This is a genomic window from Vibrio sp. 10N.261.55.C5, from assembly GCF_041470505.1.
In the GTDB taxonomy this organism is placed as follows: domain Bacteria; phylum Pseudomonadota; class Gammaproteobacteria; order Enterobacterales; family Vibrionaceae; genus Vibrio; species Vibrio crassostreae_C.
On record NZ_JBFRMS010000057.1, the window covers coordinates 1 to 18,304 of the forward strand.

19 protein-coding genes and 1 other annotated feature are annotated in these 18,304 nt (G+C 44.5%); of the genes, 7 read left to right on the forward strand and 12 right to left on the reverse strand.

Annotated features, from left to right (window positions below):
• Positions 1–146 precede the first annotated feature (146 nt).
• Together focA and AB4263_RS20065 are read right to left on the reverse strand one after the other, a co-directional pair.
• Complete coding sequence (focA, locus tag AB4263_RS20060) at positions 147–989, reverse strand: formate transporter FocA (RefSeq protein ID WP_065583873.1); 843 nt, start codon at positions 987–989, stop codon at positions 147–149.
• Positions 990–1,352: 363 nt separating this feature from the next.
• On the reverse strand, positions 1,353–2,660 hold the full coding sequence (locus tag AB4263_RS20065) for an ATPase (RefSeq protein ID WP_372098771.1): 1,308 nt from the start codon (positions 2,658–2,660) through the stop codon (positions 1,353–1,355).
• Positions 2,661–2,917: 257 nt separating this feature from the next.
• Here AB4263_RS20065 and AB4263_RS20070 point away from each other — a divergent pair, with 257 nt between their 5' ends.
• The 3 genes from AB4263_RS20070 (at position 2,918) to AB4263_RS20080 (ending at position 4,775) form a co-directional block, all read left to right on the forward strand.
• Entirely contained in the window at positions 2,918–3,148 is a 231-nt protein-coding gene (locus tag AB4263_RS20070; protein WP_017060280.1) for a TIGR02647 family protein, read from the forward strand.
• 114 nt (positions 3,149–3,262) lie between these two features.
• Positions 3,263–4,117 carry an NAD(P)H-binding protein gene (locus tag AB4263_RS20075; RefSeq protein ID WP_372098772.1) on the forward strand — a complete coding sequence of 285 codons (855 nt, stop codon included), beginning with the start codon at positions 3,263–3,265 and terminating at the stop codon, positions 4,115–4,117.
• Complete coding sequence (locus tag AB4263_RS20080; protein WP_372098773.1) at positions 4,110–4,775, forward strand: YdcF family protein; 666 nt, start codon at positions 4,110–4,112, stop codon at positions 4,773–4,775. The genes AB4263_RS20075 and AB4263_RS20080 overlap by 8 nt, the downstream gene beginning before the upstream one ends.
• Positions 4,776–4,924: 149 nt before the next feature.
• Here the strand turns inward: AB4263_RS20080 and AB4263_RS20085 are convergent, their stop codons facing one another.
• Positions 4,925–5,503: a thymidine kinase gene (locus AB4263_RS20085; protein WP_017060277.1), complete on the reverse strand. Its 579-nt coding sequence runs from the start codon at positions 5,501–5,503 to the stop codon at positions 4,925–4,927.
• Positions 5,504–5,601: 98 nt separating this feature from the next.
• A complete protein-coding gene (cysS, locus tag AB4263_RS20090) occupies positions 5,602–6,987 on the reverse strand; it encodes a cysteine--tRNA ligase (RefSeq protein WP_017060276.1) in 1,386 nt (461 codons plus the stop codon).
• A gap of 189 nt (positions 6,988–7,176) precedes the next feature.
• Between cysS and AB4263_RS20095 the strand changes: the two genes are divergently transcribed.
• The 4 genes from AB4263_RS20095 to AB4263_RS20110 all read left to right on the forward strand — a co-directional run bounded on the left by AB4263_RS20095 (position 7,177) and on the right by AB4263_RS20110 (position 10,474).
• On the forward strand, positions 7,177–7,671 hold the full coding sequence (locus AB4263_RS20095; protein ID WP_017060275.1) for a peptidylprolyl isomerase: 495 nt from the start codon (positions 7,177–7,179) through the stop codon (positions 7,669–7,671).
• A 78-nt stretch (positions 7,672–7,749) separates the two neighbouring features.
• Complete coding sequence (gene lpxH / locus AB4263_RS20100) at positions 7,750–8,484, forward strand: UDP-2,3-diacylglucosamine diphosphatase (RefSeq protein ID WP_017060274.1); 735 nt, start codon at positions 7,750–7,752, stop codon at positions 8,482–8,484.
• 123 nt (positions 8,485–8,607) lie between these two features.
• Positions 8,608–9,825 (forward strand): EAL and HDOD domain-containing protein, encoded by a 1,218-nt coding sequence (locus tag AB4263_RS20105; protein WP_372098774.1) that lies wholly within the window; start codon positions 8,608–8,610, stop codon positions 9,823–9,825.
• A 136-nt stretch (positions 9,826–9,961) separates the two neighbouring features.
• Complete coding sequence (locus tag AB4263_RS20110; protein ID WP_017060272.1) at positions 9,962–10,474, forward strand: YchJ family protein; 513 nt, start codon at positions 9,962–9,964, stop codon at positions 10,472–10,474.
• A 217-nt stretch (positions 10,475–10,691) separates the two neighbouring features.
• On the opposite strand, the gene hisIE is transcribed toward AB4263_RS20110, so the two are convergent.
• From hisIE to hisG, 8 genes are all read right to left on the reverse strand, one after another.
• Positions 10,692–11,342: a bifunctional phosphoribosyl-AMP cyclohydrolase/phosphoribosyl-ATP diphosphatase HisIE gene (hisIE, locus tag AB4263_RS20115; protein WP_017060271.1), complete on the reverse strand. Its 651-nt coding sequence runs from the start codon at positions 11,340–11,342 to the stop codon at positions 10,692–10,694.
• Positions 11,339–12,112, reverse strand: a complete 774-nt coding sequence (gene hisF, locus AB4263_RS20120; protein WP_017060270.1) for an imidazole glycerol phosphate synthase subunit HisF — start codon at positions 12,110–12,112, stop codon at positions 11,339–11,341. Before hisF ends, hisIE begins: the two co-directional genes overlap by 4 nt.
• A complete protein-coding gene (hisA, locus tag AB4263_RS20125) occupies positions 12,094–12,831 on the reverse strand; it encodes a 1-(5-phosphoribosyl)-5-[(5-phosphoribosylamino)methylideneamino]imidazole-4-carboxamide isomerase (protein ID WP_012604374.1) in 738 nt (245 codons plus the stop codon). The genes hisF and hisA overlap by 19 nt, the downstream gene beginning before the upstream one ends.
• 43 nt (positions 12,832–12,874) lie before the next feature.
• A complete protein-coding gene (hisH, locus tag AB4263_RS20130) occupies positions 12,875–13,489 on the reverse strand; it encodes an imidazole glycerol phosphate synthase subunit HisH (protein WP_017060268.1) in 615 nt (204 codons plus the stop codon).
• Positions 13,490–13,498: 9 nt separating this feature from the next.
• Positions 13,499–14,587, reverse strand: coding sequence for a bifunctional histidinol-phosphatase/imidazoleglycerol-phosphate dehydratase HisB (gene hisB / locus AB4263_RS20135; RefSeq protein WP_372098775.1), 1,089 nt, complete (start codon positions 14,585–14,587; stop codon positions 13,499–13,501).
• A 131-nt stretch (positions 14,588–14,718) separates the two neighbouring features.
• Complete coding sequence (gene hisC, locus AB4263_RS20140; protein ID WP_017060266.1) at positions 14,719–15,759, reverse strand: histidinol-phosphate transaminase; 1,041 nt, start codon at positions 15,757–15,759, stop codon at positions 14,719–14,721.
• Positions 15,760–15,768: 9 nt separating this feature from the next.
• Positions 15,769–17,070: a histidinol dehydrogenase gene (hisD, locus tag AB4263_RS20145; protein WP_017065318.1), complete on the reverse strand. Its 1,302-nt coding sequence runs from the start codon at positions 17,068–17,070 to the stop codon at positions 15,769–15,771.
• Complete coding sequence (hisG, locus tag AB4263_RS20150; RefSeq protein WP_017060264.1) at positions 17,070–17,966, reverse strand: ATP phosphoribosyltransferase; 897 nt, start codon at positions 17,964–17,966, stop codon at positions 17,070–17,072. Before hisG ends, hisD begins: the two co-directional genes overlap by 1 nt.
• A gap of 53 nt (positions 17,967–18,019) precedes the next feature.
• Positions 18,020–18,155 (reverse strand) — a sequence feature (His leader region).
• Positions 18,156–18,304: the final 149 nt, after the last annotated feature.

Below are 18,304 nucleotides of genomic sequence, written 5' to 3' on the forward strand. Positions count from 1 at the left end.
GCCATGCTCGGCGCACCAAATAAAAAACGGCCTGCAATGCAGGCCGTCTTGTAAATGTCATAAGTCAGTTCAATGTTTCCACTCTGAGCTTTAACTAATCTTGTCACTGAGCTAGTCACACAAGCTTTGTTGATCCGCCATCTTTATTAATCGCGTAAATAAATCAACCAATACCACATGCCAACAAAGATACCGCCGCCGATGATGTTACCGATAGTAACGGGCAGCAAGTTGTTCATCAGAAAGTCCATCATGTTTAGGTCAACATAGTCTGCTGGATTAGCCCCTGTCATTGTCCAGAATTCAGTTGGAGCAAATGTTTTGATACCGATAGCTAAAGGAACTTGGAACATATTCGCAATACAGTGCTCAAAGCCCGATGATACAAACATCGCGACAGGTAAAATCAGTACTGCAATTTTGTCAGTCAGTGTTCGTCCACTAAACGTCATCCATACCGCGATACAAACCAATACGTTACACATGATGCCAAGCGCGATAGCTTGGATAAAACCATGGTGCATTTTGTGCTGAGAGATGGCCATGGCATTCAAACCCACTTGCCCATGGTCAAACATGTACTGTTTAGTCAGAAGCATGCATGCCACTAGCAATAAAGCACCAATAAGGTTACCGATATAAACGGTCGCCCAGTTCTTGACTAGGGTTCCCCAGCTAATCTTGCCACTTGCGCGAGCAACAAGAGTGAGCACCGAACTGGTAAACAGTTCGCCGCCAGTAACAACAACGAGGATTAAGCCCAAGCTAAATGCAAGGCCACCTAGGACGCGAGTAATACCCCAAGGTAAATCACCAGCGCCAGTGGTTACAATTGTGTAGAACACAAACGCAATACCGATATGTATGCCAGCTGAAATCGCTAGGAGAAAAGATTTGGTTGGATCTTTGGTTGCTTTACCTACGCCAATATCTGCAGCGCGCTCAGCCATTTGTGGCGGTAATAATGAGTCAAATTGGTTCAGATTCATGATGATTTACATTTTGAAACATGTTGTCGGGAGCGCGATAATCCTCTCTTTCATTTCTGAATTCAAGAGCTATTTTAGGCACAAAATAGCTCTCACAGCCTTGTTGAAAGCAAATAGTCCGAGTTATTCCAAATTCATACGACTTTAGTAGTAAAAAGAAAACTCTGCTGAATGATTAGTTATCAGCATAGAAAATAACACATCTATAAATATCAACAAGTTACGTTAAAAATCAAAGAATAACGTACACTAAAATGGCTCACAGAGCGCTTTTATTTCTAGATTTTGACATAGATCAACAGAACGTAAAAAAAACGCCCTAAGGCGCTTTTAACTCAATCACAAATAAAGAAATTAGTGATGCTAAACCGAAGGTTCAATCACTTCTTCTGATGATTGTTCTAGGGTTGAATCTTCTAGAGTAGATTCAACAGCTGGGGACATCACATCAGAGTCACTTTCGTTGGCCACTTTGCCACCTAAGCTTTTCAAACTATCCACTAACTCTTCTAAGCTTTTAATGTGAGCATCACTCTTGGTAATCTGCTCACCGAGCAACTCACTGTGCTTGGTTGCTTCAGACAGTTGCTGCGCTTGCTTCTGGTTTTCAGACTCCAGCTTAGCTAATTGCTCAGTCAAAGTTTTAATCTCTGACTTTAATGACGCCGTCATGTCTGAGCCTTTCAGCGCTTTAACACTCGCTACAATTTTTTGAGACTGAAGACGCAATACAACATCACGGTGATCTTCATCATTAACCACTCGTGAAATGCTCAATAACTGGTTCTCTGCATTCAAAACCGACTGTTCGAACTGGTCGCCTTTTACGCTCGCCAGCACTTTGACTTCATGAGCAACACTGCGTACGTGGTTTAATTCGAACTCCGCAGCGTGAACTGCGTCTTCAATGATAGACTTTTCACGGGGACTGGCTTTCACTTGGCTTTCTGCCAAAGCAATTTGAGATGCCGCTTTAGCAAACGTCAGTGGAACAACGTCATCGAAATCTTCATCTTCCAAGAACTCTAATTCGTTCTTCAAAGGTTCGATGTATTTCTTATGCGCCACTTTAACTTCTAGTAAGCGAGCATTGTTAAGAAATTCCACCTGCGCTTCTTGAGCGTCTTCAAGCTCATCGACCAGCACATACTCGAACAACTCGCTGTATTCTGAATACAAACGTTTGTAGCTCGAGGTAAACATGGTATCTGCGCCAAGAAACTTCAGGTAATCCATTTGGACAATCGAATCCGCGAGTACTCGGTCAGCCTTCTTCTTTAGCACTAATATCGAGTCATAATTTGATTTGATCAACGCAATTTTTTCATCAAAAGCTTCAGCGTAAGTCAGGCTCGAAAAAATGGAGTAACTCTTGGTTATCCGAGTTTCGTCTTTAAGTAAGTCCGCATAAATGCTTTCAGCGTCATCCCATGCGTCTAATAGTTCATTGTAATTCTCTGGTGCATAGAGAGACAATTGGCCGTGGTCTGCGAGCTTAGCCTCCCATTCGGAGTAAACGCTTTGGACAGACTGAAATGAACGGACCTCGATTGTAGATTCATTATTGTTGTTTGTGGTTTGGTTCGCGTCTGTCTGCTCTGAGGGTGTACTTTGACAACCTGAGATAGCAAATAGCATACTGATCGTTAATGCTACTTTGTTCGCTCTCACTTATGCATATCCTTTTTATACAATATTCGCTCAATGCAAATTATTTCTAGTCACAATATATTACAACCACTTAGCAATAAACATCACTGATGATTTAAGTGGGTGCAAATCACCCAATATAACCAAAATAAACTCATCACTCGATGATTAATCAATCAATTTGGTATCACTTATCAATTCTCTTTATTTGCTATTGCCTGAGCCGAGAATGCGCACTAAGGTGAAGGTAGAGAACGTTATGAATATATAGGTCAATTATGAAGTACAACGCTGAACATATTGCTGATTTAAACCTCCTTCTTCAATTTGATGTAAGTAGTGCAGCTACTGGAATTAAAGTCCATCAAGAGGCAGCTCAAGAAACTCAAGACGCTGTTAAGCGCCTATTCGAAAAAAACCTTTGTACTCAGCCAGACGGCGGTTACCTAACAGATGAAGGTATCGAGATGGCAGAGCGCGCAGACAAGCTTCTTCGCGTACTAAACTAAAGCTCCATTGTTCTAGTAAAAACTCCACTTGCTTCGGCCGTGGAGTTTTTTCATTTTTGGGCAAAGCTTTGTTAGGCTTATTGTAAATTCGTCATTTGCAGTTGTGAGGAACACATGGCTTCTATATTTATTGTCGGTGCAGGATGGGTAGGTGCACCTTTATCTGAACATTTAGAAAAACATGGTAACCGAGTAGTGGTCACGAAAACGACCCAAGCGGGAGCAGATGCCATTGGTAGCGAACAAATTCCATGTGAAGTGTTTAGCTTTGATTCATCCGATCCACAACAGACTATCGGGCGACTCTATTCATTGTTACTCGAAAACAACACTGAAATTGTGATTGGCAGCTTCCCTCCTGGCTTTAGAAAAGGAGCAGGACAAGAGTATGCCGACTACTGGCAGCAACTCACCAATGCATGCCAAAAGGCCAACATTAAAAAGCTCATTATGGTTAGTTCAACTACGGTATACCCAACTAAGCCGGGTGTGCTGAACGAGCTGGATGCATCACTCCCTCTTTCGACCTCAGATAACGAGCACGCGTCTTTATTTTCCGATAACGCACGAATCATGCTGCAAGCTGAACAGTCAGTGATTGATTCCGGTATCGACTACACCATTCTTCGCTTTAGTGGCTTAATCGGCCCAAGCCGTCACCCATCACGCTTCGCAAGCAAGTTAAAACAAGTCAGCACTCAAGCTCCAGCCAACATGCTGCACCTTGATGATGCAATTGGTGCTGTCGATTTCGCTATCAGTCATCTGCACAATGAAATAGTTAACGTGACCACACCAAATACAGTCAGTAAGGCGGAGTTTTATGCCGCGGCACTGAAAAGCGCCAACAGCAGTGAGCCTCTGCCCGCTGTTGTTGATACCCCAGACAAGTTAATCTCTTCGAAGAAGATTCTCGACTTAGGTTATTCATTTAAATTCGAATCCACACTGGACGCACTTCATGACTGAACAATCTATTGCTAACAAAAATCCCAACATAAAACTGCATCGCTCAGTCGACACCCTTTGGAACTTTATGTCGATGGGTCACAAGGTTACGCCTTCCGACTGTATCTTTGTATTGTGTAGCAACGATACTCGCGTAGCTGAATATGCAGCCGAGCTTTATCACCAACAGATCGCGCCTTACATCGTTTTTTCTGGCGGTGTGGGGCGCTTTACCGAAAGAAGCTTTGAACGCTCAGAAGCAGAAACATTCGCTTCTATCGCACGAGATTGTGGCGTGCCTGACTCTGACATTATCATAGAGAAACACGCAACAAATACTGGGGAAAATGTACGATTCACTCATGAGTTGCTGGCAGAAAAAGGGTTATCGCCGAAGAGGCTAACCTTAGTTCAGAAGCCCTTCATGGAGAAACGTACCTACGCAACCTTCAGTAAACAATGGCCTGACGAAACTTCCGAGATTACCGTGACGTCGCGATGGCAAACTTGGGATGATTACTTTAACGAAGAGTTGCCGTTAGATATGGTGTTAGGCGCATTAATTGCTGATTACGAGCGAATCAAATCCTACCCAGAGAAAGGCTTTCAGATTGAGATGCCGATTCCCGACGACGTTGACCACGCCTATCAAGCATTGAAGAAGCTCGGTTTCGAATAAGCAAAAGTTAGACTTTGAACAAAGTAAAAGCTCGGCAGGAAATAAAACAAAAGCTCGGCTTGGAAGAAAGCAAAACACAGGCCCAATAAACAAAAACGGTGACACTTGGTCACCGTTTTTCGTTCTTTCGCGTTAGCAAATAGATCGGCTTATTTACCCAACGCTTCTTTGTAGTGCAGACGGCAAACAGAAACGTATTTGTCGTTACCGCCAATAGCCACTTGGTCGCCCTCAGCAATCGCCACACCGTGCTCGTCGGTACGAATTACCATGTTCGCTTTACGGCCACAGTGACAAATTGTTTTAAGCTCAACAAGTTTATCTGCCCAAGACAGTAAGTAACGGCTACCTTCAAACAGTTCACCCAGGAAATCGGTACGTAGGCCGTAACAAAGTACAGGGATGTGCAGCTTATCAACCACTTCTGTTAATTGGTACACCTGCTCCTTCGATAAAAATTGGCACTCATCGATCAAAACACAATGACGCTTTTCTTCCTCATTGAGCTTTTTGATCGCATCAAACATGTTGGTGTCATTTTTAAACAGCTGAGCTTCAGATTGCAGACCAATTCGTGAGCTCACTTTACCGATACCATAGCGATCGTCCAAAGCTGCCGTAAAGATCACTGGCGTCATGCCACGTTCTTGGTAGTTGAATGAAGATTGAAGAAGCGTTGTTGATTTACCCGCATTCATTGCCGAGTAATAAAAATACATCTGAGCCACAGAAATATTCCTGTTAATTAAAAGTTGAAGATAGAAAAGGTGAAAATAGAGAATTCGTGCTAGAAAAAAGGGCTGAAAATCAGCCCTTTTTATAAGATTTACTTACGACGCCAAGTCGTGCCTTCTGGGCCATCTTCCAGAACAATACCCAACTCGTTTAGCTTATCACGTGCAAGGTCGGCATTTGCCCAATCCTTTGAAGCACGAGAGTCGTTACGCAGTTTGATCAACGCTTCGATTTCAGCCACTTCGTCGTCGTTACCTGCCGCATCACCTTGTAGGAAGGCTTCTGGCTCTTGGTGAAGAATACCGATGATGTCTGCTAGTTCACGCATCAATGCACCCAGTCCGCTTGCTTTTTCAATGCTTTCAGGCTTGATACGGTTGATTTCACGAGCCATTTCAAACAGTACTGAATAAGCTTCAGGTGTGTTGAAATCATCGTTCATCGCTGTAGAGAATCGAGTCACGTACTCTTCGCCACCGGCAGGAGCGGCTGTAAGGTCTAGGCCACGAAGTGACGTGTATAGACGCTCTAGTGATGCGCGAGCTTGGTTTAGGTTATCTTCGCTGTAGTTTAGCTGGCTACGGTAATGACCAGACATTAGGAAGTAACGTACTGTTTCAGCATCGTAATGTGCTAGCACGTCACGGATAGTGAAGAAGTTACCTAGTGACTTAGACATCTTCTCTTTGTCTACCATCACCATACCACTGTGCATCCAAGTATTTACATACTGAGTGCCGTGCGCGCAGCAAGACTGTGCGATTTCGTTTTCGTGGTGAGGGAACTGCAGATCTGAACCACCACCGTGGATATCGAAGTGGTTACCAAGAATAGACGAGTTCATTGCTGAACATTCGATGTGCCAACCTGGACGACCCGGGCCCCATGGCGATTCCCATGTAGGTTCACCTGGCTTAGACATCTTCCAAAGAACGAAGTCTAGTGGGCTGCGTTTTGCAGATTCAACATCAACGCGAGCACCCGCTTGAAGCTGATCAAGGTCTTGCTTTGAAAGCTTACCGTATTCGTCGAATTTCTTTACTTCAAACATCACGTCGCCGTTGCTTGCAACGTATGCAAAACCACGTTCAATCAGCTTTTCAACAAGCTCGATGATTTCAGTGATGTATTCTGTCGCACGAGGCTCAACATCTGGACGCTTCATGTTCAATGCATCAAAGTCAGCGTGCATCTCACCGATTAAACGCTCAGTCAGAGAGTCACAAGACTCACCGTTTTCGTTAGCGCGTTTGATGATTTTGTCATCGATATCTGTGATGTTACGAACGAAATTCAAATCGTAACCAAGGTAACGAAGGTAACGAGTTACTACGTCGAAAGAAACGAACGTACGACCATGACCAATATGACAGAGATCGTATATGGTTACCCCACAGACATACATGCCGACTTTGCCAGCTGTAATTGGTTTGAATTCCTCTTTCTGTCTTGTGAGCGTGTTATATATCTTCAGCATGATCTCTATCTATTTTATGGATTAATCAAAATAAGCTCGCAGTATAACAAGTCATACCTTAATAGGTAATCCCTAAAAGCAGGAATTACCTCAAACATCCGAGTTAAGTTAATGATTTGGTGATTTGAAAGTCTGCCAACATGCGCTAGAATTCGAACTTCATATTAAAAAGACAGTAAGGTAACAATCATGATCATCCTTCACACAAATTTTGGTGATATCAAAGTTCAACTTAACGAAGAAAAAGCACCAGAAACAAGCGCAAACTTTCTACAGTATTGCCGTGACGGTTTCTACGACAACACACTATTCCACCGTGTTATCGATGGTTTCATGATTCAAGGCGGCGGCATGACTTCTGGCCTTAAAGAAAAGGCAACTCGTGCAACGATCAAGAACGAAGCAAACAACGGTCTAGCGAACAAAGTTGGTACGCTAGCAATGGCTCGTACTATGGAACCGCATTCAGCGAGCTCTCAGTTCTTCATCAACGTTAACGACAACTCTTTCCTAAACTTCCGTAGCGAAAGCCTAGACGGTTGGGGCTACTGTGTATTCGCAGAAGTTGTTGAAGGCATGGACATCGTAAACAAGATTAAAGGTGTTAGCACTGGTTCTATGGGTATGCACCAAGATGTACCTCTAGAAGAAGTGATCATCACTGGTACTACAATCGAAGCTTAATTCATCGCTTTCGGTTAGTATTGATGAGCCGATAAAATCAGGATATAGGGAGCGAATCGCTCCCTTTTTTTTAGACCTATGAAAACATATTTTATATCAGATCTGCACCTTTCTCCGTCACGAGAAGACATCACAGACTGCTTCTTAACCTTTATGAAGAAAGAAGCCGTAGAAGCGGATGCACTTTACGTATTAGGTGACCTTTTCGAATTCTGGATTGGTGACGATGATAAGAGTGAATTCGCGACTTCTATCCGCCAAGCGTTTATCGACTTAGTGAAAACAGGCGTGCCTTGTTACTTTACTCAAGGGAACCGCGACTTCTTAGTCGGCAAAAAATTTGCTAAGCAAACGGGCGTACAACTTCTCGACGAAGTTTCTACGATCGATATCTACGGGCAAAAAGCGGTAGTATTGCATGGAGACACTCTATGTACTGAAGATGTAAAGTACCTCGCCTTTCGCGAAAAAGTGCATCAGCCATGGTTACAATGGGTCTTCAACCGAATTCCATTTTTCATCAAGAAGAAAATTGTTTCAAAGGTTCAATCAGATATCAAAGATGACAAGCAGACCAAGTCTCTCGACATCATGGATGTGACACAGCAAGAAGTCGAAGATGTGATGGAACGAAACAATGTCGATCTGATGATCCACGGCCATACTCACCGCCCAGACATCCATACATTTAATGCTAACAATTGCACTAAAACCCGTATCGTACTTGGCGATTGGTATACGCAAGGCTCAGTGCTGGTGTTCACGCCGCAAAGTTTTGAACTACAGAATCGAGCGTTTAGCAATAGCTTTTAACATCACGCTTAAACTTTCACTTTGATTATTATTGTCGGTCAGACTTTCTTAGAAAGTGTATGGTAATTTCTAGTGAATTAGCTATTATCTCTCTACCAGAAATAAACCGAACACAGTACTAAGTTGAAATATTCATACGTAGCGCGTCAACCAATACTCGACACAGGCAAGAAAACCATAGGTTACGAGTTGCTATTCAGGGATGGTCCTAAGAACACTTTCCCTGAAGTAGAGCCGGAGCTCGCTACTAGCCGTTTGCTTTCCGATCACTTCTTATCGACCCACTATAATACGTTGGGTGATAAGCTTGGGTTCGTGAACTTCCCATATGCAAGCCTAATCAACTTAGTCCCTACTCTGTTCCCCAAAGAAAGCCTCGTTGTTGAGGTTCTTGAAGACTGCGAACCAACAGACGAATTACTTGAAGCAATCAAAACCATCTTTGACGCGGGTTATACCATTGCGCTAGACGACTTTGTGCCAAGTAAAGCTTGGAAGCGCTTCTTACCCTACGTTTCAATTATCAAGTTCGATATCCGTTTAACGCCAATTGCCAAAGCAGCGATGTTTATGAACTCTCTCAAAGGGCTAGATATCAAGTTCCTTGCTGAGAAAGTAGAAACGTACGAAGAATACCAAGAAGCGAAAAAAGCAGGCTTCACCTACTTTCAAGGTTATTTCTTTAGCAAGCCAGAGATGATCCAAACGCGTGCGCTCAACCCGGCATTCCTGACGACCGTTCAGCTGTTAAAAGAGATTACGCACGACCCTATCGACTTTGGTGAAGTAGAGCGTTTGATTACGCTCGATGTGACCATGTCGTATAAGCTACTTACCTACGTAAACTCCGCTGGCGGTTCACCAACAACGATTCGTTCATTCCGCCAAGCGCTTATTTACCTTGGTGAACAGAAACTGCGTAAGTTCGTTTCACTGGTGGCTATCGCATCCGCGAAAGAAGATAAGCCGGACTCACTTTATGGCTTAGCGGTAATACGCGCACGTCAGTGTGAACTCTTGGTTGAGAAGATGAATGTTAAGGTTGAGCCTGGACAAGCCTTTTTGACCGGTATGTTCTCTCTGTTGGACTCACTCTTTGACCAACCATTGAAACAAGTACTCGATTCAGTGCCGATCGACATCGAGATCAAACAAGCCTTGATTCAACGTAAAGGTGTGTTAGGTGCTGTATTGGCGATGGTGGTTGCGTATGAGCAAGCTCGTTGGGAAGAAGCGACTCGTATTCGCCAGCTTCTCAAACTGAGTGAAGCTCAACTTGGTCAAGCTTATGACGAAGCGACGACTTGGGCTCAAGAGCTATTGTCTCCAGCCTTGAAATAGTAAACTTCGCGCTAACACTTTGATAATTTCAATAACTTCAACAGAAACTAAACTTTGGTGAGCGATCGTTTCTTGGTAAACTCCCACGCATTCACTTATGGCCTCTTAATAGAGGCCATTTTTACAGGATCTGACTATGTCTTTATGCCCATGCGGTAGCAAAAATACTTACCAACAGTGCTGTGAATCAGCGCACCTTCACCACAGTGCTGTTGAAACGCCTGAACAGTTGATGCGCTCTCGTTATTCAGCGCACGTGTTGGGTTTAGTTGACTATGTTGTTGCGACTTACCACCCTAGCTGCAACGCAGAAGCGCAAAGAGAAGGTATTGCCGAATCTATCAACAGTGATTGGGCAGGACTAGAAGTCATCGATACTGCGGTAGGCTCGCACCAAGACGAAGGCTTTGTTGAGTTTAAAGCTTACTTCAATGAAGAAGGCGCACAATACTGCATGCAAGAACGCTCTCGCTTTATACGTGAAGACGGTCTTTGGTACTACATTGATGGTACCTTCCCAGAGCAGGAACAAACTACACAACCAGAAATTGACCCACGCTTAAATCAAACCGTTGAGAGCTTTAAAATCGGCCGTAATGATCCGTGTATTTGTGGCAGTGGTAAGAAATACAAGAAGTGCTGCGGGTAACTCGTTCGACTAAGAAGTCAGATTAAGAGAAGAGATTCCTGATGTCGCTTAGGCTCCTCGGAATGACGCAAAGTCAGAGGTTAGAAAAGTGACGTAGGGCTTAGAAATCTTGAAATCTTGAAATCTTGAAAATTAAAAAACTAAAAAGCCCCGTAAACATGTTTGTTTGCGGGGCTTTTGTCTGTCTTTTACGCGGTTCTATTAATCTAAAGAGAGCTTACTTATGACGCTCTTTCAGCTTGTTTACCACATCATCCATCGATAAGCCTTGGTCTTGAAGAAGAACCATTAGGTGGTAAATCAAATCTGCTGATTCACACACTAACTCCGCCTTATCGCCCGACGTCGCCGCAAGCGCGACTTCAACGCCTTCTTCGCCCACTTTTTGCGAAATACGCTTGGTGCCACGGGCATATAGACTGGCAGTATAAGAAGATTCAGGATCGGCGTCCTTGCGGGCAGCCAATAGCTGCTCAAGCTGATGAAGCCACACCATCTGAGACTCTTCTTGTTTGTCTCCATCCCAACACGTTGTTGTACCTGTGTGGCACGTTGGACCAATGGGATTAACTTTAACCAGTAAGGTGTCGCTGTCACAGTCCAAGGCGATGTTTTGCAGTTGCAATACATTGCCCGACGTTTCACCTTTCGTCCAAAGACGCTCTTTTGTGCGAGAGAAAAACGTCACATTGCCAGTTTCACCCGTTTTCTCAAGTGCGGCTGGGTTCATGTATCCCATCATTAGCACTTGGCTTGACTGGTAATCTTGAACAATCGCTGGCACTAAGCCATCTACTTTTTCCCAGTTAATACGCTCTGACAATGCGCCTACTTCTGTTTTTGATAAGCTTACGGGTTCAAAACTCATAGTCGCACCTCTACATCTTGTTGTTTTAAATACTGTTTAAGTTCACCAATATTGATGACTTGTTTGTGGAATACCGAAGCCGCAAGTGCTCCATCCACGTTGGTCTTTTTATAAGCTTCAGCAAAGTGCTCCATTGCACCAGCGCCACCAGAGGCAATCAATGGCACATTACACACTTCACGCACCATGTTTAACTGATCGATATCATAGCCGTTACGAACGCCATCTTGGTTCATCATGTTTAACACAATCTCACCTGCGCCACGCTTCTGTACTTCCTGCACCCAATCTTTGGTTTCCCATTTGGTTGCTTTAGTACGCGCTTCATCGCCTGTAAATTGGTAAACCTGATATTTACCGGTTTCTTTGTCGAAGTATGAATCGATACCGACAACGATACACTGAACGCCAAACTTATCAGCAAGGTCAGTAATCAGCTGTGGATTAGCCAATGCCGGTGAGTTGATTGACACTTTATCCGCACCAAACTCAAGGATGCGCGCTGCATCTTCTGCTGATTTAATACCACCAGCGACACAGAAAGGGATATCGATCACTTCAGCTACGCGTTTCACCCAGCTTTTATCGACCACACGGCCATCACTTGATGCGGTGATGTCATAAAATACCAATTCATCGGCGCCCTCTTCTGCATAGCGTTGTGCTAGCGGAACGATGTCACCAATAATTTCGTGGTTACGGAACTGAACGCCCTTAACCACTTGTCCGTCACGGACATCCAAACAAGGGATTATTCGCTTTGCCAACATGCAAATGCCTCCTCTGCGGTAAACTTGCCATCAAGTAGCGCACGACCCACAATCACACCCGCAACACCGCTGCCTTTAAGCGCTTCGATATCAGCTAGGCTGCCAATGCCGCCCGATGATTGGAATTGCACTTGTGGGTACTGCTTACAAAGATCAACATAGAGCTCTACGTTTGATCCTTCTAGCGTGCCGTCACGTGAAATATCGGTACACAGCACGTGTTTAAGGCCAACCGTGAGGTAGTCTTCAATCAGCGCTTCAATAGTCACACCTGAATCTTCTTGCCAACCTGAAATCGCCACTTTACGTGTGCCGCTTTCATCAATGTTGATGTCTAGAGCCAGCACGATTTTTTCCGCGCCATACTTCTCCATCCAACCTTTCACCAACTCAGGTTGCTTAACGGCTGTAGAACCAACCACAACGCGCTGTGCGCCAGCTTCTAGCAGATCAACGACATCTTGTTCGTTACGCACGCCACCACCAATCTGGATGTTCGCAGGCGTGCTAGCAAGGAGCTTAGCAATCAAGTCTAACTGACGAGCCGTTGTGTCTTTTGCGCCCGTTAAGTCAACAAGGTGCAGCCAGCCAGCGCCAGCTTGGTGGTACAGATTAAACTGCTCTGCTGGGTCTACTTTGTATTCTGTTACTTGCCCGTAGTCTCCTTGGAATAAGCGAACTACTTGGCCTTCAATTAAATCTAACGCGGGAATAATCATTTACATTCCTTATATGGCAACGTTAGCCGCTGCCTAATCCTTATTACAATTCCAAGAAGTTCTGAATCAGCTTAGAGCCAGCTTTCGAAGATCGCTCTGGGTGGAACTGAACACCATAATAATTGCCACTTTGAACCGCCGCAGTGAACGGATTACCGTAATCACATTGTGCGATTGTGTAGTCGCCCACTGGCATTGCGAAGCTATGAACAAAGTAGAAGTATTCGCCTTCTTCAATGTCTTTAAATAGCGGGTGATTAGGCGTTGCTGTTACTGTGTTCCAACCCATGTGTGGTAATGGTAAGTCGCCCGTTTCAAGTAAACGAACTTCGCCATCACACAAACCTAGGCATTCAACTAACTCATCAGCCTTTTGACCTTTCTCTTGAGACAGTTTGCCTAACAGCTGCATACCTAAACAGATACCCAGCAGAGGCTTCTCAACTTGCTTGACAAGGGTAACAAGGTCACGCTCTTGCAGGTTCTTCATTGCCTCACTTGCTGTACCTACACCGGGTAGGAATAGCTTGTCGGCAGCAAGAACAACTTCTGGTTCTTTTGAAATTTCAACTGCGTAGCCCAGACGTTCAATCGCAAACTTCACCGATGAAACGTTGGCACAACCAGTATCAATAATAACGACTTTTTGCTCTTTCATACCGAACCCTTACAGAACGCCTTTGCTGCTTGGTAACTCGTTACCTTCAACTTTGATTGCTTGGCGAAGAGTACGGCCAAACGCTTTGAACAGGCTCTCAATGATGTGGTGATCATTATTGCCATCAGAAGAAAGGTGTAGCGTACAAGCCAATGTATCAGTTAGAGAACGGAAGAAGTGAACCACCATCTCGGTTGAAAGATCACCCACTTGCTCACGGCTGAACTTAGCATCGAACTTCAGGTATGGACGACCAGAAAGGTCTAACGCACACTGAGCCAAACACTCATCCATTGGTAGGCTGAAACCAAAACGGCCAATACCACGTTTGTCGCCTAGTGCATCTTTCAATGCTTGGCCTAAAGCCAGAGCGGTATCTTCGACTGTGTGGTGATCATCAATGTGCAGGTCGCCCTTCACAGTCAGGTTCATTTGGAAACCACCGTGTGTCGCGATTTGATCAAGCATGTGGTCGAAGAAACCCATGCCGGTATCGATCTTGTTGCCACCGGTTTCATCAAGGTTTACTGCAACCTTGATATCGGTTTCTTTAGTAGTACGAACTACTTCAGCAATACGCGCATTAACCGTCAGATCTTTAACGATTTGTGGCCAGTTAAGCGTGCCTTCAGTTTCCGCATCCGGGCCATATTGAATACCGCGGATAGCCATGTTCTCTGCCAGTTGAAGATCCGTCATTCGGTCGCCAATCACAACAGAGTGTTGGAAATCGACTTTACCGCCTTGTAGGTACTCTTTAACCATACCCAGTTTAGGCTTACGGCAAGAGCAGTTGTCTTCGTCAAAGTGAGGGCAAATAAGCACGTCGTCAAACTTAACGCCTTGAGATTCGAAGAACTCCATCATCATATTGTGTGGTGCATCGAAATCTTCTTTTGGGTAGCTATCGGTACCTAGACCATCTTGGTTAGTCACCATCACTAGATGGTAACCAGCGTCTTGCAGTGCAAGTAGGCTAGGAATTACTCGCGGTTCGAATTTTAGCTTGTCTAAACGATCTACTTGAAAGTCAACTGGCGGCTCTACAATTAAGGTGCCGTCACGGTCTATAAAAAGTATTTTCTGTTGTTTACTCACTTGAACTTCCTTTTAATTTTAAATCTGGTGGCCTAGCTAAAATCAAACGCTAACCCAAAATATTGGTTTCACTTGCCAATCTGCGATTAATCAACTCAAACTGGCAAATGTTATTACTGGTAAGCCTTTCGTTACTGATAAAAGTTACGAATGAATCCAAGTGTCTTTTCGCACTCTTCGCGGTTACCAATACTAATACGAACACAGTCTTCAATAGGTGAATTACGCAAAATAATGCCCGTATCCCAAGCCGCTTTAAATAACTCATCGCCGTTCGGGAATTTCACCAGTAAGTAGTTACCCCAGCCATCAAAAACCGTCACTTGAGGCATACCTAATAGACCCGCCTGCAAATACGCTCGGTTAGCACTTAAATCTAGAACTTGGAACTTAGCTCGCGCTAGTCCTTGCTCTGAGAGAGCTTGAACGGCAATGTCAGCAACAGGGATTGGCACAGGATAAGGAGCGATCACTTTCAACAGTACATCGATAAGCTCTTTATTCGCTAGCGTAAAGCCACAACGTAAGCCCGCCAAAGCAAAGGCCTTCGACAAGGTGCGCAGAATCGCTAGGTTTGGATATTGCTCAAGCAAATCAACGGTTGACGCTTCTGGACAAAAATCGATATACGCTTCATCCATCACCACAATCGCTTTGTCTTGTGTCATTTCAAGCAACTTGATGATGTCTTTGCGATCAACCAAATTACCGGTTGGGTTATTTGGGCTACAAACAAACACCACTTTTACGTTGTCGAGCTGAGCTTCGATAGCTGGAAGATCCAATTGCCATTCAGAAGTCAGAGGCACAACTTTACGCTCAACACCAATCGTCTCTGCACTGATTGCGTACATACCGTAAGTAGGTGGGCAGTAAAGAATAGCGTCTTCGTTCGGCTCACAGAAAGCACGAATCAGTAATTCAATACCTTCGTCAGCACCACGCGTTGTCAGAGTTTGCTCTGATTTCACGCCTGCGTATTGAGCGTAAGCATCAATCAGCTCTTTTGGCTGACATTCGCTGTAACGGTTAAGACGAGACAAGTTCAGGTTGTACTCGTTATCAAACGGAGATTCGTTGGCGTTTAGCCATACATCACCAGTACCGCCTATGCGTCTTGCAGACAAGTAAGGTGTTAGAGCCTGAACTTGTTTTCTTGCTAACTTTTCCATGCCCTACCCTTATTTCGCTTTATTTAACTTTTCAACTCGGATAGTCACAGCGCGTTTGTGTGCATCCAAACCTTCGGCTTCCGCCATTGTTACTACTGTTGGCGCTAGGCCTTTCAACCCATCGGCTGTTAGCTCCTGCACCGTCATTCGCTTAGAGAAATCAGCCAAACCTAGGCTTGAATACGTCTTGGTATAACCGTAAGTCGGAAGAACGTGGTTTGTGCCGGATGCGTAGTCACCTGCAGATTCTGGAGACCAGTCACCAAGGAAAATTGAGCCTGCATTATCTAGCAATGGCAGCAATTCACGTGGGTTCTTGGTTTGAACGATCAAGTGCTCAGGACCGTAGAAATTCGAAATCGCAATCGCTTGAGTGATCGATTCAGCAATGATGATTAAGCTTGAAGCCAATGCTTGCTGAGCGATGTTCGCACGAGACAGTTCTTTCAGTTGCTTTTGAACCGCTTCTGTTACTTGGTCTGCAACCACTGGAGATGGAGTTACCAATACTACTTGAGAGTCAGGCCCGTGTTCCGCTTGGCTCAACAAATCCGCTGCAATGAAGTCTGCATCAGCCGTTTCATCAGCAATCACTAACACTTCAGATGGGCCAGCTGGCATATCAATAGCTGCTCCGCGGAAGTCATTACTCACTTGGCGCTTTGCTTCCGTAACGTAGGCATTACCTGGGCCGAAGATCTTATCGACTTTAGCCACACTCTCGGTACCGTAAGCCATTGCTGCAACCGCTTGACCACCACCAACGTTGTAAACTTCGTCGATCTTACAAAGCTTAGCGACATACAAGATTTCATCAGCGATTGGCGGAGGTGAACAAAGCACAACCTTACGACAACCTGCGATTTGAGCAGGAACACCTAACATAAGAACCGTTGACGGTAGTGGCGCACTGCCACCGGGAATATAAAGGCCAACAGTATTAATCGCGCGCGTCACTTGCTCACACACAACACCAGGCTGTGTCTCAACCTTAATTGGCTGCGGCTTTTGAGCTTCGTGAAACTTAGCAATGTTGCTATAAGCTTGCTCTAACGCTTGCTTCATCTCTGGTGTTAGACGAGCACACGCCTCTTCAATCTCACCCGAACTGACTCGGATAGATTCTGGAGTTACACCATCAAACTTTGCAGTCAGCTTTTTAAGCGCGGCATCGCCTTCATTTCGTACTTTTGCAATAACATCAGAAACAGTCGCTGTGATGTTTGCACCTTCAGTAATAGCTGGACGCTCTAATACCGAGTCTTGCTGTGATTCACTTAAAGATTGCCAAACAACGGTTCTCATCGTCACTACCCCATCATTTTTTCGATTGGTAATACTAGAATCGAGCTTGCACCCAACTCTTTCAGCTGTTCCATTGTTTCCCAGAACAAGTTCTCTGTACTTACTAGGTGCACGGCAACTTTGTCTTTGTCTGTAGATAGAGGAAGAACCGTTGGATCTTCAGCACCAGGCAGTAGTGCTTTGATTTGCTCTAGTTGAGAGGTTGGCGCGTGAAGCATGATGTACTTCGACTCTTTCGCTTGTTGAACACCCTGCATACGAGTCAGTAGTTTTTCAATCAGTGCGGTCTTGTCTGCGTCGAAGTCGCCAACACGTTGAATCAGTGTTGCTTTCGATTGGAAGATAGCTTCTGCTTCTTTTAGGCCGTTCGCTTCAAGCGTTGCACCTGTAGAAACTAAATCAGCGATAGCGTCTGCAAGGCCAGCGCGAGGCGCGACTTCAACCGAACCTGTTAGCATACAAGTGCTGAACTCAACACCCTGCTCGTCCATGTAGGCTTTAAGTAGTTGTGGGTAGGTTGTCGCAATACGTTTGCCCGCTAAGTCTTGTGGGCCGTTGTATTCTTCGTCTTTATTAATAGCGATTGAAAGGCGGCAACCACCGAAGTCTAAACGACGTAGTGTGCGGAACTCTGAAGGCTCTTTAAGAGCAACACGATCTAGACGAACTTCTTCTAGTTCATTTTCACCGATGAAACCAAGGTCAACTACACCATCCATGATAAGACCTGGGATGTCGTCATCACGAACGAGTAACAAGTCGATTGGCATATTTAGTGAGTGAACCACTAGGCGCTCACCCATGATATTAAATTTAACACCACATTTTTTAAGTAGGTCTTGGCACTCTTTACTTAAGCGACCTTTCTTTTGAATTGCGATTCTTAGGCGTTGTGTCTGCATTGCTGTATCCCTGTGCAAATATTTGAATTTATTGATTATTTAAAAGCGCTAAAACTAAAAAACCCTCGGGGACTTTGTCATCCCGAGGGTTTAAATCTAAATTCTTTTGACTTAACCTCCGGGAGTAATCTTGCTCCCGGGTATACGTAAATCTCCCCGAAAGACTAGATAGGGTGATGATGGTGATGAATGTTCATTACTAATTTACGCATACTTATCAGCTCTTAGGTTGTTTGCTGTCTTGTCTCCACACTAACTAAGCTGACATCCTTTTTCAACCATTTATTCGAACTTTTTTCACGAAACTTAAAATTAAATTAACAGGCACAAAAAAGGGA